Genomic DNA, 25,426 nt, shown 5'->3' with positions numbered 1-25,426 from the left:
TGGTGCGCAAGAGAGCGCGTGCTCCTGCGCAGGCAGGAGGCCAGAGTCGCAAGCGCTGCCCTCCGTGGCTCTGGGCTCCTGCCGGCGCAGGAGCACGTGCCGCAGGAACCGAGGTACGATGCCCCCGACCCCACGCAAAAAGAAAGGGCGGCTCCAGCGGAGCCGCCCTTCTTCAGGCCTTCGGCGTCAGGAGGGATCAGCCCTCGTAGTCGCCGCCGACGTTCTGGTTGCGCGGCGGCGCGGCCGCGGTCAGGCGCAGCGCCTCGGCCGATGCCGACAGCGAGCCCAGCTCGTCCGGCGCTTCCTCGTCGTCGATCTGCACCTTCTGCATGCTGGTGATGACCGCTTCCTTGAGGTGATCGGGACGAACCGTCTCCTCGGCGATCTCGCGCAGCGCGACCACCGGGTTCTTGTCACGGTCGCGATCGAGCGTCAGCTCGGCACCGCCGGAAATCTGGCGCGCACGCTGGGCTGCCATCAGCACCAGGTCGAACCGGTTGGGGATCTTGTCGACGCAATCCTCGACGGTGACGCGCGCCATGGTCGCTTCCTCAAATAATGCACGGAGCAGGAAAGGCGTGGCGCCTATCCCAAACCCGCGCAATTGTCAATTTTTTCAGGCGCTCCGCCGGGAGACCGCTCCCCCGACGGACCCGTCCCTAGTCCACCTGCACCACATTGTCGTCGCTGTTGCGGTCGATATACTTGTTGTACGGATCGACCCCGGCGAACGCCGGCCGCTTTGCCGTCACCAGCCGCAGCGCCTGCGTGCCGCTGCGGATCGGTCGCCGCTCCATCACCAGCACGTCGGCGCGATCGAACGATCCCAGCCCCGGCCGCGCGGTGAACAGCCCCACGTCGACCTGGTCGTCCAGCGCCGCCTGGGTCTCCTTGCCCCGGCCATCGGCATAGGCCTTGCCGCCCTCGATCGTCAGCACCGTCTCGTAGCGGCCGTCGGACAGCTTGCGGGTCTTCGCCGCCTTCGCCTTCAGATCATAGAGGGTGATGCGATCGAACAGGTCGTCCACCAGCTGCCGCTCGCCGGCATTGCGTGCCAGCCCGCGGAAGCCGTCGACCAGCTCCATCGAATTGGCATAGGGCGCACCCTCGAACCGGTGCCGCGCGAGCAGCCCGCGCAGCATCGCGTTCACCCGCTCCTCGCCAAGCCGGTCCTGCAGCAGGTACAGCACCACCGCGCCCTTGCGATAGTGGATGTACCCCTGGTTCTCGACCCGATCGAGCGGCAGTTCCTCGATCGCCTCGCCGCCGCGCGAGCGCAGGTAGTTGTCGAGCTCGTACTTCAGGAAGCGGCGGATCTTATCCTCGCCGTACAGGTGCTTCATCACCATCAGCGCCGAATATTGCGCCATGGTCTCCACCAGCACGGTGCCGCCCTGCTGGTCCGCGCTGATCAGCTGGTGCGCCCAATATTGGTGGCCCAGCTCATGGGCGGTGACATAGGTCACATAGTCGATCTCGTCCGGATCGCGGGTGTCGGCGATGAAGCCGATCTTCTCCGAATAGGGCACGGTGCCCGCGAATGCCTGGGCGAAGCTGTCATAGCCCGGGAACTCGATGATGCGCGCATAGTCGAACTGATAGGGCCCGAACGCCCTGTCGTAGTAGCCGAGCGACAGCTTCATCGCCTGGAGCATCCGGTCGACGTTGAAGCCGTGGTTCGGCTGGTAGTAGACCTCCAGCTGCACCGGGCCGAACCGGTCGCGCCGCACCGCATAATCGGCCGACTGGACCGAGAAGAACGCCAGGATCGGCGCGGTCGACACGAAGTGCGCGGTGCGCCGTCCGCCCTGCGTCGTGTCTGACACGCGCCGGCCGGGCGCGATCGGAACCTGGGGTGCGTCGGTGGTGACGGTGATGTCCGAATTCACCCAGTCGACATTGGCCAGATAGTTGCGCTGGCGGGCGGACACGTCCTCCAGCTTCGCCATGCGCAGCTCCGACGGCAGGCCATAGCGGCGGCGGGTGACCCGATCGGTCAGCAGCCCCTCGCGGCTCATACCCAGCTGCGGCGCAAACTCGAAGTTGTTGAGGAAGCTGCCATTGGCCACCAGCCGCGTATCCTCGCCGCTGGCCCGGAAGCCGCGCTGCGTGCGCTCCGTGCGGAATTGCAGCGTGCCCGTGGCGCCCGGCGCCAGCGGCCGGTCGAAGCGATAGAGCCGGTACTGGAACGCCGCGTCGTCGGCCACCAGCCTGGCGCCGGGGACGGTGACGGAGGCGAGCCTGGTGTCCGCATCCGGCAGGCGCACGTGCAGCGTCTCGATCGGCCGGCCGCTGGCGTTCACGAAGCGATACAGCCCGTCCACCGCCATCCGCCGCTCGGACGGATGCAGGTCGATCGCCAGCCGAACGGCGGTGAGCGAAGGCTGCACCACGTTCTCGTAGCGCAGGTACTTCTTTTCATAGTCGGCCATCCGCTGCTCGTTGGCATCGCGGGTGCGGTATTCGTTGAGGACGTTGGTGTTGTAGAAGATGAAGGCGCCGATCCCCACGAACGCCACCAGCGCGACGCCGATGATGACTCCCGGCACGCCGCGCAGGCGCGCAGGCACCCGCCGCAACCGCGGCAGCAGCCGGGTCTCGGTCCCGCGCCGCCACAGCAGATGGGCGAGCGTCGCCAGGATCACCGCCGCCGCACCCCAGTAGAGGCGAACCCACCAGGCGGCGGCCCCGCCGACCTGGGCGCCGTTCATGTCGGACAGCTGCGGCGTCGGTCCGCCGCCATAGAGGTAGAGCGGATGCTCGTACCCCAGGTTGCTCAGCGTCAGCGTCGCCACGATGTAGACGACCATGATCGCCCAGCCGACGTATTTGTTGGGGCTGAGCGCCTGGACGAACACCGACAGGATCGCCAGCAGCACCATGTCGACCGTCTGCGGCAGCAGGTACCAGCGCCAATATTCGCCGAGCGACACCTCGCCGCCGCCGCGGATCAGCTGCACCAGGATCGCGGCGACGGCGGCCACCAACAGCGTGGTGAACAGCACGCCCGTCACCGCCAGCGCCTTGGGCACCATATAGGCCCAGTTGGGCAGCGGGGTCGCGTCGATGATCTCGTGGATCTTGCGGTCGCGGTCGCGCCAGACCAGCTCGCCCGCATAATAGATGGCGATGATGATCGGGATCAGCCCGAAGCCGCCGGTCAGCGTCTCGATCAGCGCAAAGGTGAGCGGCCGCGCCGGCGTGCCATAGATTTCGCCGGCAAAGATCAGCGCGCCGACCGTGTTGAACAGGCCGACCACCAGCAACACCGCAAAGGCGGGGCTGCGGAACACCTGCGCCATCTCGAACCGGCACCGGGTAAGCAGGCGCGACCAGGCCGCCCCGTCCGGCTGGGGCGCGGGCAGCCGGTCGACCAGCCGCGGGGCGGTCTGGCCCAGCTTCGCTTCGCGCCGAGCCTGCTTGCGCAAGCGGCGCCTGGAGATGCCGCGCTCGGCAAAGCGGAACCGCCACACGGCGAAGGCAAGTGCGGCAAGCGCGACGCCGATCCAGATCAGCCGGTTCGCAAGCAGCGCACCGTCCAGCGGCGGCAGGATCGCGTTGCGCTCGGCCGCGGTGAAATAGCGGGTCGCGTTGCTGATCGCAGCGACGCCGAACGGCTCGACATAGCCCGCGACATGCCGCCACTCGGGCTGCCGCCCGATCATGGTGCTCATCACGGCATAGAGCACCAGAAAGACGATGACGCCGACATAGCTGCCCATCATCGATCGCGTGACCGTCGCCACCGCAAAGAAGATCGCCGCCGTTAGGAACAGGTTCGGCAGCGCTACGACGAAATACGCCCAGGCAAAGGCAGCGGGCATGGTCGGTCCCAGCCGCTCCGGATCGATCCAGGGCATCAGCGATCCGACCCAGATCGCGAGCGGAATCGCCAGGAACGCCACCGCCGCGGCCAGGAAGGCGCCGGTGAAGCGCCCCAGCAGATACTGGAAGCGCGTCACCCGCGTCGTGCGCACCATCGGACCAAAGCCCGATTCATCGTCGCGCACCACCACGTTCGCCACGAACGCGGTCGTCACGAACATGAAGAACAGCGAAAAGATCGCGTGGACCTGGACGATGGCGAAGGGGCTGTTGGCGTGGACGTTGCCGCCCGCGCCGATCTGGATGTGCTCGCTCGCGACCGACCCGAAGGTCAGCAGGAAGAACAGGGCCGCGACCACCCAGAACACCGGGCTGCCGAACTGGTAGCGGAGCTCGAACGCCGCGATCTTGCGGAACATGGGCGCGTCTCCCCTCAGGCCGCGAGTGCGGCGGTGTCGACAGGACGGCGAGTGCGCGCGAGGGTCGCGAAATACACGTCCTCCAATCCGCCGCGCACCGGCTCGAAGCCGTTGCCGGGATCGACCTCGGACAGGATGTGGACGATGGTCCGCCCGGCGAACAGGCGGGTGGAGATCAGTTCGTACCGCTCCCGCACGTCCGTCAGTTCGTCACGCGCGATCGCCTTGGCCCAGACGGTGCCGCGCGCCTGTTCGATCAGCTCCAGCGGCGCACCCTCCAACCGGATCTTGCCGCCGGCCAGCACCGCCATGCGCGGGCAGAGATCCGCCACGTCCTCGACGATATGGGTGGACAGGATCACGACGACATTCTCGCCGATCTCAGCGAGCAGGTTGAGGAAGCGGTTGCGCTCCTCCGGATCGAGCCCGGCGGTGGGCTCGTCGACGATGATCAGCCGCGGGTTGCCGATCAGGGCCTGGGCGATGCCGAAACGCTGGCGCATGCCGCCCGAAAAGCCGGCGATCGCCTTCTTTCGGACGTTCCAGAGATTGACCTGGTTAAGCAACGTCTCGACCGTCGCCTTGCGGTCCGCGGCCGAGGCGATGCCCTTCAGCACCGCCATATGGTCGAGCATGTCGTAGGCCGACACGCGCGGATAGACGCCGAAGTCCTGCGGCAGATAGCCGAGCGTCTCGCGCAGCCGCTCCGGCTCGGCGATGACGTCGATGTCGCCGAAGGTGATGCTGCCGCTGGTCGGCGTCTGCAGCGTGGCGACCGTGCGCATCAGCGTCGACTTGCCAGCACCATTCGGCCCCAGCAGCCCGAACATCCCCGTCGGCACCGACAGCGTCACATCGTCCAGCGCGCGCGTCCCGTTGCCATAGACATGGCTGACGTTCCGAAGCTCCAGCATCCCATTCCTCCCACCCCAGGAATGCGGATGCTAGCGCGGTGTCCTATTGCACTAAAGCAGTTTTTTGAGGCCGACTGGATCGATCTGGAGCGGACCTCCGCCAAGAGCACTCACGCGAACACCGACTTCGGGATGTGCGTGATCCGGCACGCCAGATCCGCCTCGCCCGACGCCACCACATAGACGCCGCCATGCTCGGCAATGCCGGTGGTGAACACCACGTCCCGCACGTACATCTTGTCCTCCAGCGGCCGGGTGAGCGCCGGGCTCGCCTCCAGCAGCGGCGGGTGCTGAGTGGCGACCGTCCGCGACGGATCCTCCGCGTCGAGGATCGTCCAGTAGGTGCGATAGATGCCGACGATCTCGTGCGGCTCGACGCCGTGCCACAGGCTCAGCCAGCCGCGGGGCGTGCGGATCGGCGGGGTGCCGCCGCCCATGCGCGCGGTGGCGACGGTCGCGGCGTGCGGGCGGATGCCGGGCTTGCGGCACGGCTTCCAGTGCAAGAGGTCGGGCGAGGTCGCCAGGTTGATCGACGGCCCCGCGCGCCATTCGCTGTCGGGGGGATAGGCGAAATACAGGTCGCCCAGCGGCCGGGTCTGCGCCCAGTAGCGTCCGTCGACCTTGCCCTCGAAGATCAGCATGTCCTTGTTCTGGTGATCGAGCACCATGTCCTCGAACCGCCAGTCGAGCCCGTTTTCAGAGCTGTAGAGCATGGTCGAATGCCGCTCCGGGCTCACCGAGCAGGTGGTCATCCAGTAGTGGTCGTCGATGCGGCTGATCCGCGCATCCTCCACCCCATAGCATTGCCAGCTGCCCTGGGGCGCCACCGCGCGATCATAGTGCACGGCGACCACCTCCAGGCCGTCCGGCGATAGCTCGACCGGCAACAGCCACGACAGCGAGGTCAGCGCCATCACGCGCCACTTGTTGCCCTGAAGCAGGAACTTGCGCGGATCGGCGGTGTCGGCGTGCTCGAGCGGCCAGCCGTCGAGCACATAGCGCCCGGCGCTCCCCTCCTCGCCTTCCCAGCGGATCGCGTGAACCTTGCCGTCGCGGATCGGCTTGCGCAGCGCCTCCGCCACCCGCACCATCATCAGCAGGTTGCCGCCCGGCAGCCGGGTCAGGCCGGGATTGAATGCACCCAGCACATAGGTTTCGGCGTCGAGATGCCCCGCGAGCGGCGACCGCGACAGGTCCACGTCGTCGGGGGTGAAGACCAGCCGGTCGACGTCGAAGTTCATTCGGCTGCCTGCGCGCGCGGCGTGATTACCACCTGCTGCACCACGGTGCGACGCGGCTGCGTCAGCATGTAGTGAACGCCCACCGCGATGTCCTCGGCGCGCAGCATGGTCTCCTCGTGGATCTGCTCGCGCTGCTTTTCGACCGGCACGTCCGGCAGTTGCATGTCGGAGCCGGTCTTGCCCGGCTCCACCAGCCCGACCCGGATTCCCTTGGGACCCAGTTCCCGCCGCAGCGCCTCGGAAAAGCCGGCGATGCCCGCCTTGATCCCGGCGTAGATGGTCGAACCCGGGCCGAGCACATGCGCGCTCATCGATCCGACCAGCACCAGGTCGCCCTCGCCTTCCAGCAGATCGGCCGCGGCGTGCGAGCCCAGCAGATAGGCGGTGAAGTTGAGCGCGATCGCGTGGCGCAGCTCCGCCTCGTCCGTCTCCGAAATGCCGGACGCGGCGACGGCGGCGTTCAGCACCACCACGTCCAACCCGCCCAGCCGCTCACGGGCGATCTCCAGGAAGCCGCGGGCATGGTCCGGCTCCGCCAGGTCGAGCACCGCGCCATCGCCGTCGCCCACCTCCCGAATGCGGGCGAGCGCGTCGGCGAGATGGTCCGAGTCATGCCCGCACACGAACACCCGCGCGCCTTCGGAAGCGAGCAGCACCGCGATCGCGCGGCCGATGCCGGTCGTGCCGCCGGTTATCGCCACCCGCCTGCCGGCAAGCGATAGGACCTCGGTATGGGCGTCTCGAATGTCGGTCATGCGGGGCTCCTGGCGGTTATCCCGGAACAAGAGCTCGCGTGCGTCGAAGTTCCGCTGGGCGCCAGGACCGCACCCCGGCACTGTCCTCTCTTCGTCGGCTTCGGTCCAACCCCGTTCGTCTCGAGCAGCCATCGAGCCTGTCGAGATGGCGTGTCGAGAGAAGGGTTGCGGTGGTTCTCGACACACCCCTATTCAAGACAAACGGGGTGGGAGCAGCAGGCCTGTGAACTCCTACCCCCTTTGTTCTGAGTAGCCATTGAGCGAAGTCGAAAAGGCGTATCGAAGGACGCGTGCTTTGATACGGGGCTTCGATAAGCTCAGCCCCACCTCAGCACGAACGGTTGGGTTGAGATCGAGTCGATCAGCTCAACCGCCGCAGCGTCTCCGGATCGCACTTCCCGCCGTAAAACGCGTCCAGCACCGCCGCGAACACCGGCTCCCCCGGCGCCACCGCCTCGAACAGCGTCATGGAGGAACGCAGCTTGATGGCGTCGATCCCGCCCAGCATCGCCTCGGCCGACCGCCCGCGATGCGCGAGCAGCGCCTCCGCCGTCTCGCGCAGGCGCGCGCCCAGCAGCGGGTGCGCCAGATACGCCCGCGCCTCGTCCGCATCGGCGATCGCATAGAAGCGCGCGGTCCCGCTGCGGCCGAGTCCCGCGATCTGCGGGAACACGAACCACATCCAGTGGCCGGTCTTGCGCCCTGCCTTCAGCTCGGCGAGCGCCTGCGCCCACACGCCCGCCTGCGCCTCGACGAAGCGGTCGAGCGCCGCCATGTCAGGCCCGCCAGGCCGTCACCAGATAGTCGAGCCGCGTGTCGTCGGAGATCGTGAAGCCGCGCGTGGGCGAAAACGACAGCCCACGCACCTCGCCGACCGTCAGCCCCTGCGCCTTCAGCAGCGCGGTCAGCTCGTCCGGCGTCAGGAACTTGTCCCAGTCGTGCGTCCCGCGCGGGATCGCGCCCACGCCTTCCGCCAGCGTGATCATCGCCAGCCGCGACAGGGGCGTGCGGTTGGGCGTCGACACCACCATCAGCCCGCCCGGCGCCAGCGCCGCCGCCAGCCCGGCGACAAAGCCGGCGGGATCGGCGACATGCTCGATCACCTCCAGCGAGGTGACCAGGTCGAACTGCCGCCCCGCCACCGCCTCGACGCCGCCCGCGATGTACTCGATCGCCAGCCCCTGCGCCTCGGCGTGCGTCCTTGCCGCGCCGATGTTCTCGGGCGCGGCATCGACGCCGGTCACCGCCGCGCCCAGCCTTGCGAGCGGCTCGGCGAGCAGCCCGGCGCCGCAGCCGACGTCGAGCGCGGTCTTGCCGGCGAGCGGCGTGAAGCCTTGGCTCTCGCCGTTCCAATGCGCGTCGATCGCCTGCCGCAGGAAGCCGAGCCGCGCGGGGTTGAGCCGGTGCAGCATCGCCGAGGAGCCGTGTGGGTTCCACCAGTCGGCCGCGAGCTTGCCGAAATGCGTGGCCTCCGCCGCCACCACGCTGCCGTTCGGTGCCCGCGCTCCGGGCGCCGCGTCGCTTGCCATAACCATGACGCCTCCCTATCAGCGCAACCCGACGTTCCCAAGGGGGTGAGGCGCTCGGTACATGGCACGCATCGTGATGAAGTTCGGCGGCACCTCCATGGCCGGGATCGAGCGCATCCGCAGCGTCGCCCAGCGCGTGAAACGCGAGTGGGAAGCCGGCAACCAGGTCGCCGTGGTCGTCTCGGCGATGGCCGGCGAGACCGACCGCTTGGTGAACTTCTGCCGCGAAGCCTCCTCGCTCTACGATCCGCGCGAATATGACGTGGTGGTCGCCTCGGGCGAGCAGGTGACGAGCGGGCTGCTGGCGATCGCGCTCCAGGCGATCGGCGTACCCGCGCGCAGCTGGCTCGGCTGGCAGCTGCCGATCCACACCTCGGACACCCATGCCTCCGCCCGCATTGGCGAGATCGACACCCAGGCGCTGCTCGCCGCCACGGCCGGCGGCGAGGTCGCGGTGATCCCGGGCTTCCAGGGGCTGGCGGACAATGGCCGCGTGACGACGCTCGGCCGCGGCGGATCGGACACGTCGGCGGTTGCGGTCGCAGCGGCGATGAAGGCGGATCGCTGCGACATCTACACCGACGTCGACGGCGTCTACACCACCGACCCGCGCATCGTGCCCCGGGCACGCAAGCTCAAGCGCGTGACGTATGAGGAAATGCTGGAGCTCGCCAGCGTCGGCGCCAAGGTGCTGCAGACGCGCTCGGTCGGGCTCGCGATGAAGGAAGGGGTCCGCGTCCAGGTGCTCTCGTCGTTTGCCGATGCGGATGCGGCGGCGGAACCGGGCACGATGATCGTGGGCGAAGAGGAAGTGGACGACATGGAACGCCAGCTCATTACCGGCATCGCGCACGACAAGAACGAAGCCAAGATCACCCTGACCGAGGTGCCGGATCGCCCGGGTGCGGTCGCAGCGATCTTCGGCCCGCTCGCCGACACCGGCGTCAACGTCGACATGATCGTGCAGAACGTCGCGCACTCGACCGGCTCGACCGACGTCACCTTCACGATCAACCAGGCCGAGCTGCCGCGTGTGCTCGACGTGCTGGATCGCGAAAAGGCGACCATCGGCTACGACCGGCTGGTCCACGACACCCGCGTCGCCAAGATCTCGGTGGTTGGCGTCGGCATGCGCAGCCATGCGGGCGTGGCGTCGACCATGTTCAAGACGCTGGGCGACCGCGGCATCAACGTGCAGGCGATCACCACCTCGGAGATCAAGGTCAGCGTGCTGATCGAGGAAGACTATACCGAGTTGGCGGTGCGCGTGCTCCACACCGCCTATGGCCTGGACGCGGAGGACACCGCCGCCTGATCGGGCGGCGTTACTCCCCCAGCAGGTGCAGCGCGATTCGCCGCCGATGCGGCGCGCGGCGGTGCTCGAACAGATAGATCCCCTGCCAGGTGCCGAGCACCGGTCGGCCGTTCGCGACCGGGATCGACAGCTGCACGCCGGTCAGCGCCGTGCGCAGATGCGCGGGCATGTCGTCCGGCCCCTCGTCGTCATGGGCATAGGCATGGCGATCCTCGGGCGCGATCCGAGCGAAATAGGCGACCAGGTCGTCGCGTACCTCCGGCGCCGCATTCTCCTGCACCAGCAACGACGCCGAGGTGTGGCGGCAGAACAACGTCAGCAGCCCAGTCGTGATCGCGTGTTGGGTCACCCAGTCGCAAACGCTGCGCGTCACCTCCACCAGCCCCTGCCCCCGCGTGGGTACCTCCAGCTCGCCGATCGCCTGCCGCATCGCTTGTCTCCTTTGCTCAACGCCATCCGCTACGCTAGGGGCGCGCCATGACCACCACTTCTTCCGTCGGCGCCGAGCGCCTTGCCCGCCGCATGGCCCGCGGCGCTGCCTTCCTCGGCACCGAAACCGCGATCCTGTGCGGCGCCATGTCCTGGGTGTCCGAGCGCAATCTCGTCGCCGCCATCTCCAACGCCGGCGGCTTCGGCGTGATCGCGTGCGGCGCGATGACGCCCGAGCTGCTCGATGCCGAGATCGCCGCGACCAAGGCGCTGACGGCTAAGCCGTTCGGCGTCAACCTCATCACCATGCACCCGCAGCTGATGGATCTGATCGCGGTCTGCGCCCGGCATCAGGTCGGCCATGTCGTGCTCGCGGGCGGCCTGCCCCCGGCCGGCAGCCTCGACGCGATCAAGGCGTCGGGTGCCAAGGTGATCTGCTTCGCGCCCGCCCTCGCGCTCGCCAAGAAGCTGATCCGTTCCGGCGTCGACGCCTTGGTGATCGAGGGGATGGAGGCCGGCGGCCACATCGGCCCGGTCTCCACCAGCGTGCTCGCGCAGGAAATGCTGCCCGAGATCGCCGAGGCGCTGCCCGTGTTCGTCGCCGGCGGCATCGGCCGGGGCGAGGCGATTGCCGGCTATCTCGACATGGGCGCCGCCGGCGTCCAGCTCGGCACGCGCTTTGCGTGTGCGACCGAGTCGATCGCGCACCCCAATTTCAAGAAGGCGTTCTTCCGCGCCTCCGCGCGCGACGCGGTCGCCAGCGTCCAGATCGACCCGCGCCTGCCGGTGATCCCGGTGCGCGCGCTCAAGAACGCCGGGTCGGAGCTGTTCACCGCCAAGCAGCGCGAAGTCGCCCAGTCGCTCGACGAGGGTGTGCTCGCGATGGCCGAGGCGCAGCTGCAGATCGAGCATTACTGGGCCGGCGCGCTCCGCCGTGCGGTGGTCGACGGCGACGTCGAGCACGGTAGCGTCATGGCCGGCCAGTCGGTCGGCATGGTCAAGACCGAGGAACCGGTCGCTGTGATCCTCGCCACGCTGATGGAAGAAGCCGCCGCCGCCCTCGACAAGCGCGCGGCGTAAGGGCCGCCGCCCGCGATTCGTCATCCTGACGAACGTCAGGGTCCATTGCCGCTCCGCCTGGAGTCGCGAGCGTAGCGCGAATGGATGCTGACGTTCGTCAGCATGACGGGGGTAGCGGGATGGTTGCGAAACCCTCTCGTACCCCGGCGCAGGCCGAGGTCCAGGTGGGAAGGCGGCAGCGTTACGCGCGACCGTCCCGCCACGTGCTCCTGCGAAGGCTGGAGTCCAAGGCTCCGGGAGCAATGCGCCGTTGTTCTGCTTGGCCCTGGATCCCGGCCTGCGCAGGGATACGGAAGCGGTCGTGCAACGCCCCCGGCCTTCGCCGGGGCACCGCTCAATAGGCTCGCGCGACCGCGAACTCGACCGCCTCGACCATCGCGTCCTTGGCCGCGCCATCCGCGAAGCCGCTAAGCGACTCGATCGCGCGCTGCCCGTAATGCCGCGCCCGCGCCATGGTGTCCTCGACCGCGCGGCTGCTGCGCACCAGCTCCACCGCATGCGCGAAGTCTGCGTCGGTCGCGCGCCGGCCCGACACCGCGTCGCGCCAGAAGCCGCGCGCCGCCTCATCCCCGCGCGCATAGGCGAGGATCACCGGCAGCGTCATCTTGCCCTCGCGGAAGTCGTCGCCCGCATCCTTGCCCATGGTCGACGCGTCCGAGACATAGTCGATCGCATCGTCCACCAGCTGGAACGCAATGCCGAGGTTCCGCCCATAGGCATCGAGCGCCAGCTCCTCCGCCTGCGGCCGGTCGGCGACCACCGCGGCGATGCGGCAGGCGGCGGCGAACAGCGCGGCGGTCTTGGCGCCGATGATGTCGAGGTAGCGATCTTCGTGGAGGTCGACCCGACGCACCGCGGTCAGCTGGTTGACCTCGCCTTCCGCGATCACGGCCGAGGCGTTCGACAGGATCTTGAGCGCGGCCAGGCTGTCGGCCTCCACCATCAGCTCGAACGAGCGGCTGAACAGGAAGTCGCCGACCAGCACGCTCGCCGGATTGCCCCAGATGATGTTGGCGGTGCGCTTGCCGCGACGCAGGTCCGAACCGTCGACCACGTCGTCGTGGAGCAGCGTGGCGGTGTGGATGAACTCGACCGCCGCCGCCAGCAGATGGTGGCGCGTGCCGTGGTACCCCAGCAGCTGCCCGCTCGCGAGCGTCAGCATCGGCCGCAGCCGCTTGCCGCCGCCCGAGATCAGGTGGCCGGCCAGTTCCGGGATCAGCGGGATCCGGGACTGCATGCGATCGACGATCACCGCGTTGACGGCCGCCATGTCCTCCGCGACGAGCGTCATCATCGGATCGAGCGACGGGTCCTTCACGCGACCGGTCGGGGTGAGGCGGTGTACGGTGGCACTCATGCCACGCCGATGTGGCTGCAACGCGGGGCGAACGCAAGGCCGGCGGGCTTGCGCAACCCGGAAAGCGACGCGAAAAGCGCAGCCGCGCGCACCAAGGGAGGGAATCGATGACCGACGACACGCTGGCCCGCTATCGGCAGAGCATCGACAACATCGACGCCGCCCTAGTGTTCATGCTGGCCGAGCGCTTCAAGGTCACCCAGGCGGTCGGCCGCTACAAGGCGGAGAAGGACCTTCCCCCCGCCGATCCCGGCCGCGAGGAACGCCAGATCGCCCGGCTGCGCGCGCTCGCCCGCGACGCCGACCTGGACCCGGAGTTCTCCGAGAAGTTCCTGCGCTTCATCATCGAGGAAGTGATCCGCCACCACACCCAGTTCCAGGCGAGCTGAACCATGGCCGAGGACCGCATCGTCTTCGCCCCCGACGATGTCGACCTCGCCCGCTCGCCGCTTCGCCGCGGCATCGCCGAGCCGACCTTCGTGCTCGGCGCCTTCAACCCCGGCCTCACCCGTCTCGCCAACGGCAATCTGCTGCTGATGGTCCGCGTGGCCGAGGCCCTGGCCGAGCCGATCCGCGACGGCCAGGTGCGGTCGATCCGCTGGACGCCCGTGGGCTACCGGCTCGACGATTTCGACGCGGCGGGTGCCGACGTGGCCGATCCGCGCTTCTTCGTGCTGTCGGGCGGCGCCTATCCCTTCCTGGGGCTCACCTCGCTATCGTGGCTGCTGCCGGTCGAGCTCGATCCGGAAGGCCAGCGCATCGTCGCCGTCCACTACGACCGCGCGATCGAGCCCGACGCGCGCCACGGCGAATATGGCATCGAGGATCCGCGCATCGTCCGCATCGGCGATCGCTGGTGGATGACGGTGTGCGCGGTGTCGGGCGGGCGGCTGTGCACGGTGATGTACGATTCCGACAACGGACTCGACTGGCGTTCGTGCGGCCTGGTGCTCGACCACGGCAACAAGGACATGATCCCGTTCGAGGGGACGGTCGGCGACCGGTATCTCGCCCTAACGCGGCCGCTGTCGGACGCCTGGTTCGCGATGCCGCCCGACGACGACGACGCCGGCGGTCCGTCGATCAATCTCGCCACCTCGCCGGACATGCTGCACTGGCGCCCGGTCGCCGACTTCGCGATCCGGCCCTTGAAGGCCGCAGCCGCCTCCAAGCTCGGCGGCGGAACGCCCCCGGTGCGCACGGCGCGCGGCTGGATGCTGCTCTACCACGGCGTCGAGAAACAGGGCGCAGTCGGCGTCTACCGCACCTATCGCGCGCTGCTCGACGCCGACGATCCCACCCGCATCCTGGAGCGCGAGGAGTCGGCTCCGGTGCTGGAGGCTGCGCCCGATCTCATCGCGCCGTTTGCGCACCAGGCCTATCTGCCGCAGCCGGTGGTGTTCACGACCGGCATCGTCGACGCAGGCGACAGCTGGCTCGTCGCGTCGGGCGAAGCCGACCTCGCCTGCCGCATGACGCGGATCGCGAAGGCGCGGCTGGACTGAGCCCACGGGAGTATCGTGCCCCGGCGAAGGCCGGGGTCCAGCTGCGGTGCCGTTGGTGAGGCTCGGAACCCAACTTCCGTCCTCCCAACTGGACCCCGGCCTTCGCCGGGGTACCAAGCTGGCCATGCGCCAAGGCGACTGGACTGACCCCTCCGGGACAGCCCTGATTCCGCGAAACCGACTCCAGCCCTCACCCGTCATGCTGACGAAAGTCAGGATCCAGACACGCAGCGCTAGAGGCGGAAGCGGAGCGGCAATGGATCCGACTTCCGTCAGGATGACGTTCCGTTGCGGGTGGGCGCTGAGAACGCGGGCTCCTACGGTGCCTTGCGATACGCCCCGCGCAAATTCTCCGTCGGCACCAGCGCGCCGTCATGCTCGATCCGCAGCACCATCCGCGCAAAGATCGACTCCATCCCGTCCTCTGCCAGCGTGCCCGGATCCGCCACCAGCGTCAGCATGTCGCCGCTGCGCGTCCAGCTTCCCTCCACCGCCAGGTCGAGCGCGCCATAGGCAAGCATCCAGCGGTAGCGCCCGTCGCCGCGCAGCAGCAGTTCCGACCCGACCTCGGTCATGCCGGAGAGATAATAATGCCCGGGCAGGCCCTGCGGCTCCGCCATGGCGGGGGCGGGCGCCATCAGCAATGCGGCAAGCATCAGGCCAGGTCGGATCATCGCGCTACTCCGCCGCCAGCAAGGTTTCGGCGCCGCGCAGGTCGACCGACACCAGCCGGCTCACCCCCTGCTCGACCATGGTCACCCCGAACAGCCGGTGCATCCGGCTCATCGTCGCCGCATTGTGGGTGACGATCAGGTAGCGTGTCTCGGTCTCCTCCGTCATCCGCTCGAGCAGATCGCAGAAGCGGTCGATGTTGGCGTCGTCCAGCGGCGCGTCGACCTCGTCCAGCACGCAGATCGGTGCCGGGCTGGTCAGGAACAGCCCGAAGATCAGCGCCACCGCGGTCAGCGCCTGCTCTCCGCCCGACAGCAGGGTGAGCGACTGGAGCCGCTTGCCCGGCGGTTGCGCCAGGATTTCTAATCCCGCCTCCAGCGGATCGTCCGAATCGACCAGCGCCAGATGCGCCTGACCGCCATTGAACAGCGTGCCGAACAGGCGCTGGAAATGCGCGTTGACCGCATGGAAGGCGGCCAGCAGCCGCTGCCGCCCCTCGCGATTGAGAATGCCGATGGAGCCGCGCAGGCGATTCACCGCCAGCTCCAGTTCGGCACGCTCGCCGTCGCCGCTCGCCCGCGCCGCATCCAGCTCGGCGAGCTCACGATCCGCCACCAGGTTCACCGGACCGATGCGCTCGCGCTCCGCCGTCAGCCGGTCGTGCGCCGCCGCCTCCGCCTCGGGGGTCGCCACCTCGGCGCTCTCGAACCCCAGCCGATCCGGCAACAACGGCGGGGGACATTCGAAACGTTCGCCCGACAGCCGCGCCGTCTCCACCCGCCGCTGATCGTGGTTCTCCGCACGCGCCGCCGCACCCGCGCGCGCCTCGCGCGCCGCAGCCAGCGACTCGCCGATCGCCCGCAACGCCGTCTCCGCCGCCCGCAGCGCCTGTTCGGCGGCATGTTCCTCGCGCTGGGCGGCATCCACCGCCTCGCGCGCGCCCAGCAAGGCCGCCGTTACCGTCTCGATCTCGATCGACAGCGCATCCGGCCGCCCCGCAATCGCGTCGCGCTCGCGCGCACTGTCGGTGGCGCGCTTGTCGAGATCGGCGATGCGCCGCACCGCCTCGCCCGCGCGCTGTTTCCAGCCCTTGGCTTCCGCCGCCGCCGCCGTGATCCGCGTCCGCGCCGCGGTGGCGGCCCGCTCGCGTTCGCCCGCCGCCGCGCGCGCGTCCGCCACCCCGCCACGCCGCGCCTCCGCCTCGGCCGACAGCCGGGCGACCTCCGCCTGGGTTCCGCTCCCGTCCGGCAGCGCCGCCACCGCCGCTTCGGCGCGGGTCGCCTCGCCCACCGCCTCCTCCAGGTCGAGCGCCGCCCGACGCTGGCGCGCGGCGAGGTCGGCGCGCTGCGATTCGGCGCGCTCGATCGCCGCCGTCGCCCGGTCCTCGGCGCGGGCCGCCTCGCGCGCGGCGGCTTCGTGCGATTCGACGCTGCGCCGCGCCTCGGCCGCCTGCGTCTTGGCAGCGCGAATCGCCGCCTCCGCTTCCGTAAGCGCCACCGCCGCCTGCTCGACCGCAGCCGCTGCCTGCGGACGCGCCGCCGCGATCGCGCGCAGCCGATTCGCCCGCTCCAGCCGCTCCGCCGCCGCGGCCCCACCGCCTGCCACCGCCCGGAAGCCGTCCCAGCGCCGCAGCGCCCCGTCGAGCGTCACCAGCCGCTGCCCCACCGCGAGCGACGTGCCGGTGTCGACCTCGCACACGAATACCTGGTGGAGCCTGCGCCCCAGCACCTCCGGCGCCACCACCTGCCCCGACAGCCGGGAAACGCCCGGCGGTGGCGGCGGGTCGGCAGGCGTCGCCTCGGCCCCGCCCCAATAGCGTTCGTCCGCCGGGTCGAGCCCCGCCTCCACGTCATCGCCCAAGGCCGCCGCCAGCGCGCGCTCATAGCCCGGTGCCACCTCCAGCCGGTCGAGCAGCCGCTCGCGCCCGCCGCGCCGCTGCGCGCGCTCCAGCGCCGCCGCTTCGCCGTCGAGCGCCGCCAGTTCCGCCGCCGCGGTCGCGCGCGCCGCCTGCGCGGCCTCCCGCCGGCCGGCCTGCGCCCGCTCTTCCGCGTCCGCCGACGCCAGCGTCGCCCGCGCATGCTCGATCCCGCCGAGCGCCTTCTCCCGCGCGTCGGCTGCCGCCGCGCGCGCGGCCTGGAGCGGCGCCGCATCGGCCAGCGCCGCCAGTTCGGCCGCGATCCGCCGCTCGTCGCGAGTGGCACGCTCCAGCCGCGCCTGTGCCGCCTGCAGCGCGGCGCGCGCGACGCGGACATCGGCCAGTTCGCTCGCCTGCCGCGCCAGCGCCTGGGCAAGCGCCACCTCGGCATCGCGGCTCGCCTGCTCTGCCGCCGCCAGTGCCGCCGTCAGTTCCGGCAGCGCGGCATCGGCCGCGGCCGCTTCGGTCTCCAGGGCCCTGCCCTCGGCCGAGAGCCGCGCCAGCGCCTCGGCCGCGTCGCTCGCCAAGGCGCCCTCGCGCCCGCGATCCTCGGCGATGCGGGCGACTGCCGCCTCCAGCTCGCGCAGCCGCCGTTCGGCAGCCCCGCGCTGCGCCACCAGCGCCTCGCGCCGGTGCGTCGCTTCCGACAGCGCGTCGCGCGCCGCCTGGGCACTGCTGCGATGGGTGGCGAGCGCCGCCACGGCCGCCGCCTGCGCCGCTTCCGCCGCCGCCTGTTCCGCCGTGCACGTGGCGACCAGCGCCTCCGCATCCCGGGCTTCCGCCCGCGCCCCATCCGCCGCCGCCGCCGCGTCCCGCCAGCGCGCAAAGATCAGCCGCGCCTCCGCGACGCGGATCCGCCCCGAAAGCTCGCGATAGCGTTCCGCCTGCCGTGCCTGCCGCCGCAGCTGCGCGATGCGTCCGTCCTGGTCGGCCAGCACCTCGGCCAGCCGCGCCAGATTGGCCTCGGTTGCGCGCAGCCGGTTCTCGGCATCGCGCCTGCGGACGTGGAGCCCGGCGATCCCCGCCGCTTCCTCCAGCATCGCCCGCCGCTCGGCCGGCTTGGCGGAGATGACGGCGCTGATCCGGTTCTGGCTGACCAGCGCGGGCGAATGCGCGCCGGTGGCGGCGTCCGCGAACAAGAGCGCGACGTCCTTGGCGCGCACGTCGCGGCCGTTGATTCGATAGGCGGAGCCGGCGCCGCGCTCGATCCGGCGCACCACCTCCACTTCCTCACCCTCCGGCCCGACCTCGTCGGCCAGGATCGACACCTCGGCGAAGTCGCGCGGCGGGCGCGTCGCGGTGCCGGCGAAGATCACGTCCTCCATCGCCGCGCCGCGCATCGACCGGGCGGAGTTCTCGCCCATTGTCCAGCGCAGCGCTTCGAGGAGGTTCGACTTGCCGCAGCCATTGGGGCCGACCACGCCGGTCAGCCCCTGCTCGATCACCAGGTCGGAGGCGTCGACGAAGCTCTTGAAGCCGGACAGGCGCAGCCGCCGGATCCGCATCGCCGCGCGCGCCCGGTCAGTCGGGGATCAGGCGCCGGCGTCGCGCAGCGCCGCCTCGACCTGCGTCCAGTTCACCGCGTCCAGCTTGTTGTCGTTCAGGAAGAAGCTCGGGGTGCCCGTCACCTTGTCGGCGGCTTCCTCGGTGATCTTGACGAGCGCCTCCAGGCCCTTCTGGTCGGCCAGGCACTGGCGCGCCTTCGCCTCGGGAATGCCGCGCTGCTTGACGAAGTCGATGTAGCCCAGCTGCTGCGCCCACAGCGACACCGCCTGCGCCGGCGGCATCTGCTGCACCTGCGCTTGGAAGCTTTCCGGCAGCGACTGGAGCTTCTCCAGCACCGCATTCTGGTTGGCGTACATCTGGTCGAGGATCGGGAAGAACGGCCCCGTCCCGCCGCAGCGGCCGAGCAGACCGGCCGCCAGATCCGGCGCGCCATGCACCGCGAAGTCGCGGAATTCGTAGGAGACTTTGCCGCTCGCGACATAGGTGTCCGCCAGCGCCGGCACCGAATCACGCCCGAACTGGCCGCAGGTCGGGCAGGTGCGCGAGCCATATTCGACCAGCTTGATCGCGGCATCGGGGTTGCCCATGCGATAGCCGCCCTCCGGCGTCACCGACACGGTCTCGGCCCAGCTGGTGCCGGCCGGCGCTGCTACCGCCGCGACCTTCTGTGCGGGCGCACCGCTGTTGCCGGAGCCCGCGTCCCCACCACCGCAACCGGCGAGCAGGAGAAGGGGCAGCAGAGGAAGGGCGATACGCATGGAAATGGCTCCGTGAAGAGAATGGGGGTTCAGCGCTGCAGCGCCTGGCGCAGCGGGGGCTCGACCTCGGCCCAGCTGTTGGCGGCCAGCAGATTGCCGTCGATCTCGAAGCTCGGCGTGCCCTCGATCCGGCCCTGGAGCTTTTCGGTCGCACCGACGAGCTCCTGGCGCGCGGCCGCGTCGATCAGGCAGCGGTCCGCCTGCTGCGGGGAAAGCCCGCTGCGCGTCATCAGCGCCGTCAGGCCGGAGCCCGCGGCGATCCGCCGCAGCCGCGCCTCGATCGTCGTCGCGCCCTTGAACGCATCGGGCGTGGCCTGGAACGCCATCGCCTTGTCGAGCAGCGCCTTCTGGTTCGCAAAGATCAGCGCGTGCTGGCGCGCGAACCGCGCCGTCCCGCCGCAGCGCGCGAGCAAGGCGCTGGCCAGGTCCAGCGGATCGCGCACGAAGTTGCGGATCTCCACCCGCACCTGGCCGTTGCGGACCAGGCCGTCGTGGAGCGGCGCCTTGGATTCCTCGACGAAATGGCCGCAGTGCGGGCAGGTGTAGCTGACATATTCGACCAGCGTGACGCGCGCCTGCGGGTTGCCGATCTGATAGCCGCCGCTCGCCGCCTTCACTGTCGCCGTGCGCCAGTCGCGTGCCGGCTGCGCCTCTGCGCCACCCGTCATCACCAGCCCCGCGAGCACACCCGCGAGCACTCCCAGCAACCGCATCAACGAACCTTTCCCAGAACCGGAATCGAAAGCGGCGTCGGCGGCGCCGCGACGCCGGCGGCCAGCGCCGAAAGCACCGCCTTCAGCTCCGGGTCGGCGATGGTGCGCAGGCTGTCGCCCAGCTCGGCCGGCACGTGCGTCGGCTGCGGCCGCGGCGGCGCCACCCGCTGCGCGCGGCGCACGTCGCCCTGCTTGAACGCGATCCGGCCGACCGCGGCATAGCCGAAGAAGCGGTTCACCCGCTCGACGATCTCGGGGCCGATGTGCTGCATCATGGTGACGTGCGCGCCGTGCACCACCAGCGTCAGCACCCCGTCGGCGCGCTGCCCCTGCGGGAAGCGGATCGATTCGGGGGCCGACACCCGAGCGTAGCGTTCGCCGACGATCTCGGGCCAGCGGCTCACCACCGCGCTCTGGACGAAGCCGAACTTGCGGAACGCCGCCCGGCCGATGTCCGGCAACAGGTCCGCCACCGCGCGCGCATAGCCGTGGCGCTTCGGCTCCTCCTTGGGAGGCCGGGCCTTGGTAACAGCGGGGGCTTTGGAGGGCGTCGTCATCGCAGGCCACCCATGCCATAGGCGCGGGGTGCCCGCCAACCTTTCTGCAATCGCTCCCGCCCTGCTCGACTGGTACGACGCCAATGCGCGCAGTCTTCCGTGGCGCGCGCCGCCCGGCACCCCCGCGCCGGACCCGTATCGCGTCTGGCTGTCGGAGGTGATGCTCCAGCAGACCCAGGTCGCGACCGTGCGCCCGTACTTCGAAAAATTCGTCGCCCGCTGGCCCGATTTCGCGAGCCTCGCCGCCGCCGAGGATGCCGAGCTGATGGCCGCCTGGGCAGGGCTCGGCTACTACGCCCGCGCCCGCAACCTGCTCGCCTGCGCCCGTGCCGTGGCGAACGAGCATGGCGGCATGCTTCCCGATACCGAAGAGGGCCTGCGCGCCCTCCCCGGTCTCGGCGCCTATACCGCCGCCGCGATCGCAGCGATCGCCTTCGGCCGCCGCGCGGTGGTCGTGGACGCCAATGTCGAGCGCGTGGTCGCACGACTGTTCGCTCTCCCCCAGCCGCTCCCCGCCGGTCGCCCCGCGATCCGCACCGCCACCGAATCGATCACCCCCGATGCCCGTGCCGGCGACTTCGCCCAGGCGATGATGGATCTGGGCTCCGGCATCTGCACCCCGCGCACGCCGCGCTGCCTGCTCTGTCCGGTACGCACCGAGTGCGACGGCTTTGCCACCGGCCACCCGGAAGCCTTTCCGCGCAAGGCGCCCAGGCGTGAGAAGCCGCAGCGCCACGGCACGCTCTTCTGGCTCGAACACGACGCTCGGGTGCTGCTGGTCCGCCGTCCCGCCAAGGGGCTGCTCGGCGGCATGCGCGCGCTGCCCACCGGCCCCTGGGCGGAGACGCCCCCCGGCATGGCCGAGGCACCGGTCGACGCCGACTGGCAGGTGATGGGTGCCGTCGCTCATGGCTTCACCCACTTCCGCCTGAGCTGCACGGTTGCGGCAGCCACGCTGCCGGCCCACATGCCCGCACCAGACGGCGAATGGTGGCCGATCGACTCGCTCGACGAAGCGGGCATGCCCACGGTGTTCGTCCGCGCACAGCGGCTGATGGAGGGATTGCGATGACGGCACGGGCATGGATGGCAGGCATCGCGACGCTGGCACTGGTCGCCCCGCCGGTCGCAAGCGCCCAGGTCGCGGCCAGCCGCCCGGCAGCCGCGCTCCCCAGCGTCGAATCGCTCGCCGACCGCTATGTCGCTCAGGGCCGCGCGCCGGGAATCGCCGTCGCGATCGGCGGCCCGGGCGACACCCGCTTCGTGGCCAAGGGAACGCTGAGCGAGGGCGGCGCTCCCGTCACGCCGGATTCTCTGTGGCGCGTCTATTCGATGACGAAGCCGATCACGGCGATGGCGGCGATGATGCTGATCGAGGACGGCAAGATGCGGCTCGACCAGCCGGTGTCGGACTTCCTTCCCGCCTTCGCCAAGATGCGCGTGCTGACCGATCCCGAGCACAGCCTTGCCAGCCGCCCCGCCGCGCGGCCGATCACCATTCGCCACCTGCTCACCCACACCGCGGGCCTGGGCTATTCGATCGTCACCAAGGGGCCGCTGCTCCACGAATACGAGCGGCTCGGCATCCTCCCCGGCGCGATCAACCCCAAGGTCGAGGCGGAGATGGCGCGCGTGCGGCCGAAGTCGCTCGCCGAGTTCGCCGACCGCCTCGCCACCCTGCCGCTGATCGCCGACCCGGGCAGCACATGGAGCTATTCGGTCAGCCTCGACCTGATGGGCCGCGTCATCGAGGTCGCAAGCGGGATGCCGTTCGAACGCTTCCTCCAGACGCGGATGTTCGGCCCGCTCGGCATGACCTCCACCTACTGGCAGGTTCCCGCCGACCAGGCCGGAAGGCTCGCCACCAACTATGTCTTCGTGGGCGACCGGGCGGTGCCGTTCGATCCCGCCGCGACCTCGATCTTCCTGCGGCCGCCGAGCTTCCCCTATGGCGGCGCCGGCCTCGTCATGTCGGCGCGCGACTATGATCGCTTCCTTCACATGCTCCAGAACCGCGGCACGCTCGACGGCACGCGCGTCCTGAAGCCGGAGACGGTGGCGCTCGCCATGTCCGACCTGCTCCCCGCCGGGGTCCGCTTCGGGGGCGTCGACGCGAGCACCGGCGGCACCAACGCGCCGAAGATGGGCTTCGGCGCCGGCGGCTCCGTGTATCTGGAGGATACGCCCGGGGGACTCGGCAAGGGCACCTACGGCTGGGGCGGTGCCGCCGGCACCCTCGCCTTCGTCGATCCCGCCCACCAGCTGCGCGGCACCGTGATGGTGAACTACTTCCCCGCCGATCGCTGGCCGCTGCGCGCCGATCTGACGCGGGCGGTGCTCGCGGACCTCCGGCGATGATCGGCTTCACCGGCGGCACCCTCGACCGTGCCGATCGCGAGCGCGACGATCCGGAGGCACTCGCCGCCGCCCTCGCCGATCCGCGCGCCCGGCTGCTGCGCCTGCGCGCGCTGGAACCGGAAGTGGACGCCCATGGCCGCATCGTCTGGGACGCACTCGACACGCTTCCGGCCGAAGTGGCGCCGCTATTTCTGGGCTATGACGCCGGCGTCCCGCGCTTCGTCGCAGCGCTCGATGCGGAAGGATCGCCGGTCAGCCGCTCGCCCGGCCTGATGGAAGCGCTCGCCGCCATGCCGGCTGCCGACGCCGCCACCTATGCGGCCGCACGCAGCCTTGCCGACTGGCACCGACGGCACCGCTTCTGCGCCAATTGCGGCACCGGGACCGAACCGTTCCGCGCCGGCTGGGCGCGTCGCTGCCCCGCCTGTGCTGCGCAGCATTTCCCGCGAACCGACCCGGTCGTCATCATGCTCGCCGAATACGACGGCCGCGTCCTCCTGGGCCGCCAGGCGTCTTGGGCACCCGGCCGCTACTCGGCACTCGCCGGCTTCGTGGAGGTGGGCGAATCGCTGGAAGAGGCCGTCCGGCGCGAAGTGCTGGAGGAGGCAGGCGTCCCGGTGGGCGCCGTCCGCTACGTCGCCAGCCAGCCCTGGCCCTTCCCCTCGCAGCTGATGCTCGCCTGCATCGGCGAAGCGCTCGACGACCGCATCCGCCTGGATACCGACGAGCTGGAGGACGCCTTCTGGGCGACCCGCGACGAGGTCGCCGCTGCGCTCGCCCGAGCCGAGGGTGCACGGTTCGACGCCCCGCCGGACTATGCCATCGCCTACAGCCTGCTCGCCCATTGGTTGGACACGCAGGCCTAGCCGGTCAGCCGCGCTCGCGGGCGCGGGGATAGCTGCCGAGCAGGCGCACCCATTTGCTGTGATAGCGCAGCTCGTCGAGGGCACGGTCCACGGCGACGTCGCCCGGCTGCCCCTCGATGTCGGCGAAGAACTCCGACGCGGTGAAGCTCGCGTCGCGCTGGTAGCTCTCCAGCTTGGTCATGTTGACGCCGTTGGTCGCAAAGCCGCCGAGCGCCTTGAACAGCGCTGCGGGCACGTTCTTCACCTCGAACACCAGGCTGGTCATCGCCGGCCCCTCGACCCGCTCGCGCCGCGCCTCGCGCGCCAGGATCACGAAGCGCGTGGTATTGTGCGCAGCATCGGCGATGTCGCTGGCGAGCACGTTGAGCCCGTAGAGCCCGGCCGCCCCGGGTGGCGCCAGCGCGGCCAGGCCCGGGTCCCCGGTTTCCGCCACCAGCGCCGCCGCGCCGGCCGTGTCCGCATACGCGACCGGCGCGATCCCGCGATCCGCAAGCCAGCGGCGGCACTGCCCCAGCGCCTGTTCATGGCTGGTCGCCTGCGTCACCTGCTCCAGCCGGCCCACCCCCATCAGCGTGTGACGGATCGGCAGGAAATGCTCGCCCACGATCACCAGGCCCGATTCGGGCAGCAGGAAATGCATGTCGGCGACACGGCCGTGCAGCGAATTCTCGATCGGGATGATCCCGCAACCGGCCGCCCCGCTCAGCACCGCCTCCACCGCATCGGCAAAGCTGAAGCACGGCAGCGGCAGCCCGTCCGGCAGCGCCTGGTTGGCGGCGACATGGGAGTTCGCGCCCGGTGCCCCCTGATAGGCGACGGCGCGTTCGGGGGCTGCGCGCGCCGCTTCGGTCATGCGCGCGACCAAGGCCCGCGCCGGTGCGGCATAGCTCTGCATGGGGGCAGGCGATTAGTTGCGCGATGTCAACGACGCAAGGCCTGCTTGCGACGCAGGGGCAGACCGACGTAAAGCGTAACAATCTTCCCTTGTTTAGCGAGAAATCGGCGGCGGCATGGACAATCGGATGAACACGATCGCTGGCTGGACTTTGGCTGGTCTGGCCGCTGCTTTGGGCCTGACCGTCGCCAGCGGCATGATTTTCGAAGGCGGGCGCCCGGAAAAGATGGGCTATCCGATCGAGGGGGTGGAAGGCGAAGGCGCCGGCGGTGCGGACGCGGTTCCGTTCGCGACGCTGCTCGCCTCGGCCGATCCGGCCAAGGGCGCCGAGGTGTTCAAGAAGTGTACCGCCTGCCACACCATCAACCAGGGCGGCGCCAACGGCATCGGTCCCAACCTCTATGGTGTCGTGGGCAAGCCGCACGGCCACCTGCCGAACTTCGCCTATTCCGACGCGCTGAAGTCGGTCCCCGGCAATTGGGACTTCGACGCGATGGACGCCTGGCTGACCTCCCCACGTAAATATGCCCCGGGCACCAAGATGACCTTTGCCGGCCTCGGCAACGCGCAGGACCGCGCGAACGTCGTCGCCTACCTCAATTCCCAGGGCTCGAACCTGCCGCTCCCGGCCGCACCCGCCGCAGGCGAGGCGCCGGCTACCCAGGCGGAGGCCAATGTGGCCGAGGGTGCGCCGACCGCCGACCTCGAGAACGCCGCCACCCCGGCGTCGGGCGCGCCGTCGGTCGACCCGGCTGCCGCCGTCCAGGCTGCCAAGAAGAGCGACTGACCCCGGGGGCTCCGGCGCGCGGCCGGAGCC

General features: G+C 70.2%; 23 protein-coding genes. 8 read left to right on the top strand and 15 right to left on the bottom strand.

Annotated elements, in window-relative coordinates:
- Nucleotides 1-196: 196 nt before the first annotated feature.
- The 7 genes from rpoZ to ubiG form a co-directional block, all read right to left on the bottom strand.
- The gene (gene rpoZ, locus EO081_RS14405; RefSeq protein ID WP_129342841.1) at nt 197-541 is read right to left on the bottom strand and encodes a DNA-directed RNA polymerase subunit omega; all 345 of its coding nucleotides are present in this window, start codon (nt 539-541) and stop codon (nt 197-199) included.
- Nucleotides 542-659: 118 nt separating this feature from the next.
- Nucleotides 660-4,244, bottom strand: a complete 3,585-nt coding sequence (locus EO081_RS14400) for an ABC transporter permease/M1 family aminopeptidase (protein WP_129342839.1) — start codon at nt 4,242-4,244, stop codon at nt 660-662.
- A 14-nt stretch (nt 4,245-4,258) separates the two neighbouring features.
- Entirely contained in the window at nt 4,259-5,158 is a 900-nt protein-coding gene (locus EO081_RS14395) for an ABC transporter ATP-binding protein (protein WP_129342837.1), read from the bottom strand.
- Nucleotides 5,159-5,268: 110 nt separating this feature from the next.
- Nucleotides 5,269-6,399: a glycoside hydrolase family 130 protein gene (locus EO081_RS14390; RefSeq protein ID WP_129342835.1), complete on the bottom strand. Its 1,131-nt coding sequence runs from the start codon at nt 6,397-6,399 to the stop codon at nt 5,269-5,271.
- Nucleotides 6,396-7,154, bottom strand: coding sequence for an SDR family oxidoreductase (locus tag EO081_RS14385; RefSeq protein WP_129342833.1), 759 nt, complete (start codon nt 7,152-7,154; stop codon nt 6,396-6,398). Before EO081_RS14385 ends, EO081_RS14390 begins: the two co-directional genes overlap by 4 nt.
- 361 nt (nt 7,155-7,515) lie before the next feature.
- On the bottom strand, nt 7,516-7,929 hold the full coding sequence (locus tag EO081_RS14380; RefSeq protein ID WP_129342831.1) for a DUF1810 domain-containing protein: 414 nt from the start codon (nt 7,927-7,929) through the stop codon (nt 7,516-7,518).
- A gap of 1 nt (nt 7,930) precedes the next feature.
- Entirely contained in the window at nt 7,931-8,683 is a 753-nt protein-coding gene (gene ubiG, locus EO081_RS14375; RefSeq protein WP_240697730.1) for a bifunctional 2-polyprenyl-6-hydroxyphenol methylase/3-demethylubiquinol 3-O-methyltransferase UbiG, read from the bottom strand.
- 61 nt (nt 8,684-8,744) lie between these two features.
- On the opposite strand from ubiG, the gene EO081_RS14370 reads away from it, so the two are divergent.
- A complete protein-coding gene (locus EO081_RS14370; protein WP_129342827.1) occupies nt 8,745-9,998 on the top strand; it encodes an aspartate kinase in 1,254 nt (417 codons plus the stop codon).
- Between the two features lie 10 nt (nt 9,999-10,008).
- Here the strand turns inward: EO081_RS14370 and EO081_RS14365 are convergent, their stop codons facing one another.
- Nucleotides 10,009-10,428 carry a secondary thiamine-phosphate synthase enzyme YjbQ gene (locus tag EO081_RS14365; protein ID WP_129342825.1) on the bottom strand — a complete coding sequence of 140 codons (420 nt, stop codon included), beginning with the start codon at nt 10,426-10,428 and terminating at the stop codon, nt 10,009-10,011.
- Nucleotides 10,429-10,475: 47 nt separating this feature from the next.
- On the opposite strand from EO081_RS14365, the gene EO081_RS14360 reads away from it, so the two are divergent.
- Nucleotides 10,476-11,507, top strand: coding sequence for an NAD(P)H-dependent flavin oxidoreductase (locus EO081_RS14360; protein WP_183947979.1), 1,032 nt, complete (start codon nt 10,476-10,478; stop codon nt 11,505-11,507).
- 334 nt (nt 11,508-11,841) lie between these two features.
- Here the strand turns inward: EO081_RS14360 and EO081_RS14355 are convergent, their stop codons facing one another.
- Nucleotides 11,842-12,864: a polyprenyl synthetase family protein gene (locus EO081_RS14355; protein WP_129342823.1), complete on the bottom strand. Its 1,023-nt coding sequence runs from the start codon at nt 12,862-12,864 to the stop codon at nt 11,842-11,844.
- Between the two features lie 107 nt (nt 12,865-12,971).
- Between EO081_RS14355 and EO081_RS14350 the strand changes: the two genes are divergently transcribed.
- Both EO081_RS14350 and EO081_RS14345 read left to right on the top strand, forming a co-directional pair.
- Nucleotides 12,972-13,253 (top strand): chorismate mutase, encoded by a 282-nt coding sequence (locus EO081_RS14350; protein ID WP_129342821.1) that lies wholly within the window; start codon nt 12,972-12,974, stop codon nt 13,251-13,253.
- Nucleotides 13,254-13,256: 3 nt separating this feature from the next.
- The gene (locus EO081_RS14345) at nt 13,257-14,369 is read left to right on the top strand and encodes a glycoside hydrolase family 130 protein (RefSeq protein ID WP_129342819.1); all 1,113 of its coding nucleotides are present in this window, start codon (nt 13,257-13,259) and stop codon (nt 14,367-14,369) included.
- A 317-nt stretch (nt 14,370-14,686) separates the two neighbouring features.
- Here EO081_RS14345 and EO081_RS14340 read toward each other — a convergent pair whose 3' ends face one another.
- Genes EO081_RS14340 through EO081_RS14320 form a run of 5 tightly spaced genes read right to left on the bottom strand, consistent with a single transcriptional unit; the run spans nt 14,687 to nt 20,490 of the window.
- Nucleotides 14,687-15,043: a hypothetical protein gene (locus EO081_RS14340; RefSeq protein WP_129342817.1), complete on the bottom strand. Its 357-nt coding sequence runs from the start codon at nt 15,041-15,043 to the stop codon at nt 14,687-14,689.
- Nucleotides 15,044-15,047: 4 nt separating this feature from the next.
- Nucleotides 15,048-18,461 (bottom strand): chromosome segregation SMC family protein, encoded by a 3,414-nt coding sequence (locus EO081_RS14335; protein WP_129342815.1) that lies wholly within the window; start codon nt 18,459-18,461, stop codon nt 15,048-15,050.
- Nucleotides 18,462-18,488: 27 nt separating this feature from the next.
- A complete protein-coding gene (locus EO081_RS14330; protein WP_129342813.1) occupies nt 18,489-19,220 on the bottom strand; it encodes a thioredoxin domain-containing protein in 732 nt (243 codons plus the stop codon).
- A 29-nt stretch (nt 19,221-19,249) separates the two neighbouring features.
- Nucleotides 19,250-19,933: a DsbA family protein gene (locus EO081_RS14325; protein ID WP_129342811.1), complete on the bottom strand. Its 684-nt coding sequence runs from the start codon at nt 19,931-19,933 to the stop codon at nt 19,250-19,252.
- A complete protein-coding gene (locus EO081_RS14320) occupies nt 19,933-20,490 on the bottom strand; it encodes a DUF721 domain-containing protein (RefSeq protein ID WP_129342809.1) in 558 nt (185 codons plus the stop codon). Before EO081_RS14320 ends, EO081_RS14325 begins: the two co-directional genes overlap by 1 nt.
- 28 nt (nt 20,491-20,518) lie before the next feature.
- Between EO081_RS14320 and mutY the strand changes: the two genes are divergently transcribed.
- From mutY to nudC, 3 genes are read left to right on the top strand one after another with little or no spacing between them, the layout of a single operon-like run.
- Nucleotides 20,519-21,562: an A/G-specific adenine glycosylase gene (mutY, locus tag EO081_RS14315; RefSeq protein WP_129342807.1), complete on the top strand. Its 1,044-nt coding sequence runs from the start codon at nt 20,519-20,521 to the stop codon at nt 21,560-21,562.
- The gene (locus EO081_RS14310) at nt 21,559-22,848 is read left to right on the top strand and encodes a serine hydrolase domain-containing protein (protein WP_129342806.1); all 1,290 of its coding nucleotides are present in this window, start codon (nt 21,559-21,561) and stop codon (nt 22,846-22,848) included. Before mutY ends, EO081_RS14310 begins: the two co-directional genes overlap by 4 nt.
- Nucleotides 22,845-23,714 (top strand): NAD(+) diphosphatase, encoded by an 870-nt coding sequence (gene nudC / locus EO081_RS14305; RefSeq protein WP_129342804.1) that lies wholly within the window; start codon nt 22,845-22,847, stop codon nt 23,712-23,714. The genes EO081_RS14310 and nudC overlap by 4 nt, the downstream gene beginning before the upstream one ends.
- A gap of 4 nt (nt 23,715-23,718) precedes the next feature.
- Here nudC and EO081_RS14300 read toward each other — a convergent pair whose 3' ends face one another.
- On the bottom strand, nt 23,719-24,609 hold the full coding sequence (locus EO081_RS14300) for a prephenate dehydratase (protein WP_129342802.1): 891 nt from the start codon (nt 24,607-24,609) through the stop codon (nt 23,719-23,721).
- Nucleotides 24,610-24,724: 115 nt separating this feature from the next.
- On the opposite strand from EO081_RS14300, the gene EO081_RS14295 reads away from it, so the two are divergent.
- Nucleotides 24,725-25,396, top strand: a complete 672-nt coding sequence (locus EO081_RS14295; protein ID WP_129342800.1) for a c-type cytochrome — start codon at nt 24,725-24,727, stop codon at nt 25,394-25,396.
- Nucleotides 25,397-25,426: the final 30 nt, after the last annotated feature.

Source organism: Sphingomonas desiccabilis (assembly GCF_004135605.1).
Lineage (GTDB): Bacteria > Pseudomonadota > Alphaproteobacteria > Sphingomonadales > Sphingomonadaceae > Sphingomonas > Sphingomonas desiccabilis.
The sequence above is the reverse complement of the archived record's forward strand: the minus strand, read 5'-3'. Positions and strand labels throughout refer to the sequence as shown.

Coding starts and splice junctions, on each gene's coding strand:
- rpoZ (WP_129342841.1), bottom strand. CDS start 541: ATGGCGCGCGTCACCGTCGAGGATTGCGTCGACAAGATCCCCAACCGG.
- EO081_RS14400 (WP_129342839.1), bottom strand. CDS start 4,244: ATGTTCCGCAAGATCGCGGCGTTCGAGCTCCGCTACCAGTTCGGCAGC.
- EO081_RS14395 (WP_129342837.1), bottom strand. CDS start 5,158: ATGCTGGAGCTTCGGAACGTCAGCCATGTCTATGGCAACGGGACGCGC.
- EO081_RS14390 (WP_129342835.1), bottom strand. CDS start 6,399: ATGAACTTCGACGTCGACCGGCTGGTCTTCACCCCCGACGACGTGGAC.
- EO081_RS14385 (WP_129342833.1), bottom strand. CDS start 7,154: ATGACCGACATTCGAGACGCCCATACCGAGGTCCTATCGCTTGCCGGC.
- EO081_RS14380 (WP_129342831.1), bottom strand. CDS start 7,929: ATGGCGGCGCTCGACCGCTTCGTCGAGGCGCAGGCGGGCGTGTGGGCG.
- ubiG (WP_240697730.1), bottom strand. CDS start 8,683: ATGGCAAGCGACGCGGCGCCCGGAGCGCGGGCACCGAACGGCAGCGTG.
- EO081_RS14370 (WP_129342827.1), top strand. CDS start 8,745: ATGGCACGCATCGTGATGAAGTTCGGCGGCACCTCCATGGCCGGGATC.
- EO081_RS14365 (WP_129342825.1), bottom strand. CDS start 10,428: ATGCGGCAGGCGATCGGCGAGCTGGAGGTACCCACGCGGGGGCAGGGG.
- EO081_RS14360 (WP_183947979.1), top strand. CDS start 10,476: ATGACCACCACTTCTTCCGTCGGCGCCGAGCGCCTTGCCCGCCGCATG.
- EO081_RS14355 (WP_129342823.1), bottom strand. CDS start 12,864: ATGAGTGCCACCGTACACCGCCTCACCCCGACCGGTCGCGTGAAGGAC.
- EO081_RS14350 (WP_129342821.1), top strand. CDS start 12,972: ATGACCGACGACACGCTGGCCCGCTATCGGCAGAGCATCGACAACATC.
- EO081_RS14345 (WP_129342819.1), top strand. CDS start 13,257: ATGGCCGAGGACCGCATCGTCTTCGCCCCCGACGATGTCGACCTCGCC.
- EO081_RS14340 (WP_129342817.1), bottom strand. CDS start 15,043: ATGATCCGACCTGGCCTGATGCTTGCCGCATTGCTGATGGCGCCCGCC.
- EO081_RS14335 (WP_129342815.1), bottom strand. CDS start 18,461: ATGCGGATCCGGCGGCTGCGCCTGTCCGGCTTCAAGAGCTTCGTCGAC.
- EO081_RS14330 (WP_129342813.1), bottom strand. CDS start 19,220: ATGCGTATCGCCCTTCCTCTGCTGCCCCTTCTCCTGCTCGCCGGTTGC.
- EO081_RS14325 (WP_129342811.1), bottom strand. CDS start 19,933: ATGCGGTTGCTGGGAGTGCTCGCGGGTGTGCTCGCGGGGCTGGTGATG.
- EO081_RS14320 (WP_129342809.1), bottom strand. CDS start 20,490: ATGACGACGCCCTCCAAAGCCCCCGCTGTTACCAAGGCCCGGCCTCCC.
- EO081_RS14310 (WP_129342806.1), top strand. CDS start 21,559: ATGACGGCACGGGCATGGATGGCAGGCATCGCGACGCTGGCACTGGTC.
- nudC (WP_129342804.1), top strand. CDS start 22,845: ATGATCGGCTTCACCGGCGGCACCCTCGACCGTGCCGATCGCGAGCGC.
- EO081_RS14300 (WP_129342802.1), bottom strand. CDS start 24,609: ATGCAGAGCTATGCCGCACCGGCGCGGGCCTTGGTCGCGCGCATGACC.
- EO081_RS14295 (WP_129342800.1), top strand. CDS start 24,725: ATGGACAATCGGATGAACACGATCGCTGGCTGGACTTTGGCTGGTCTG.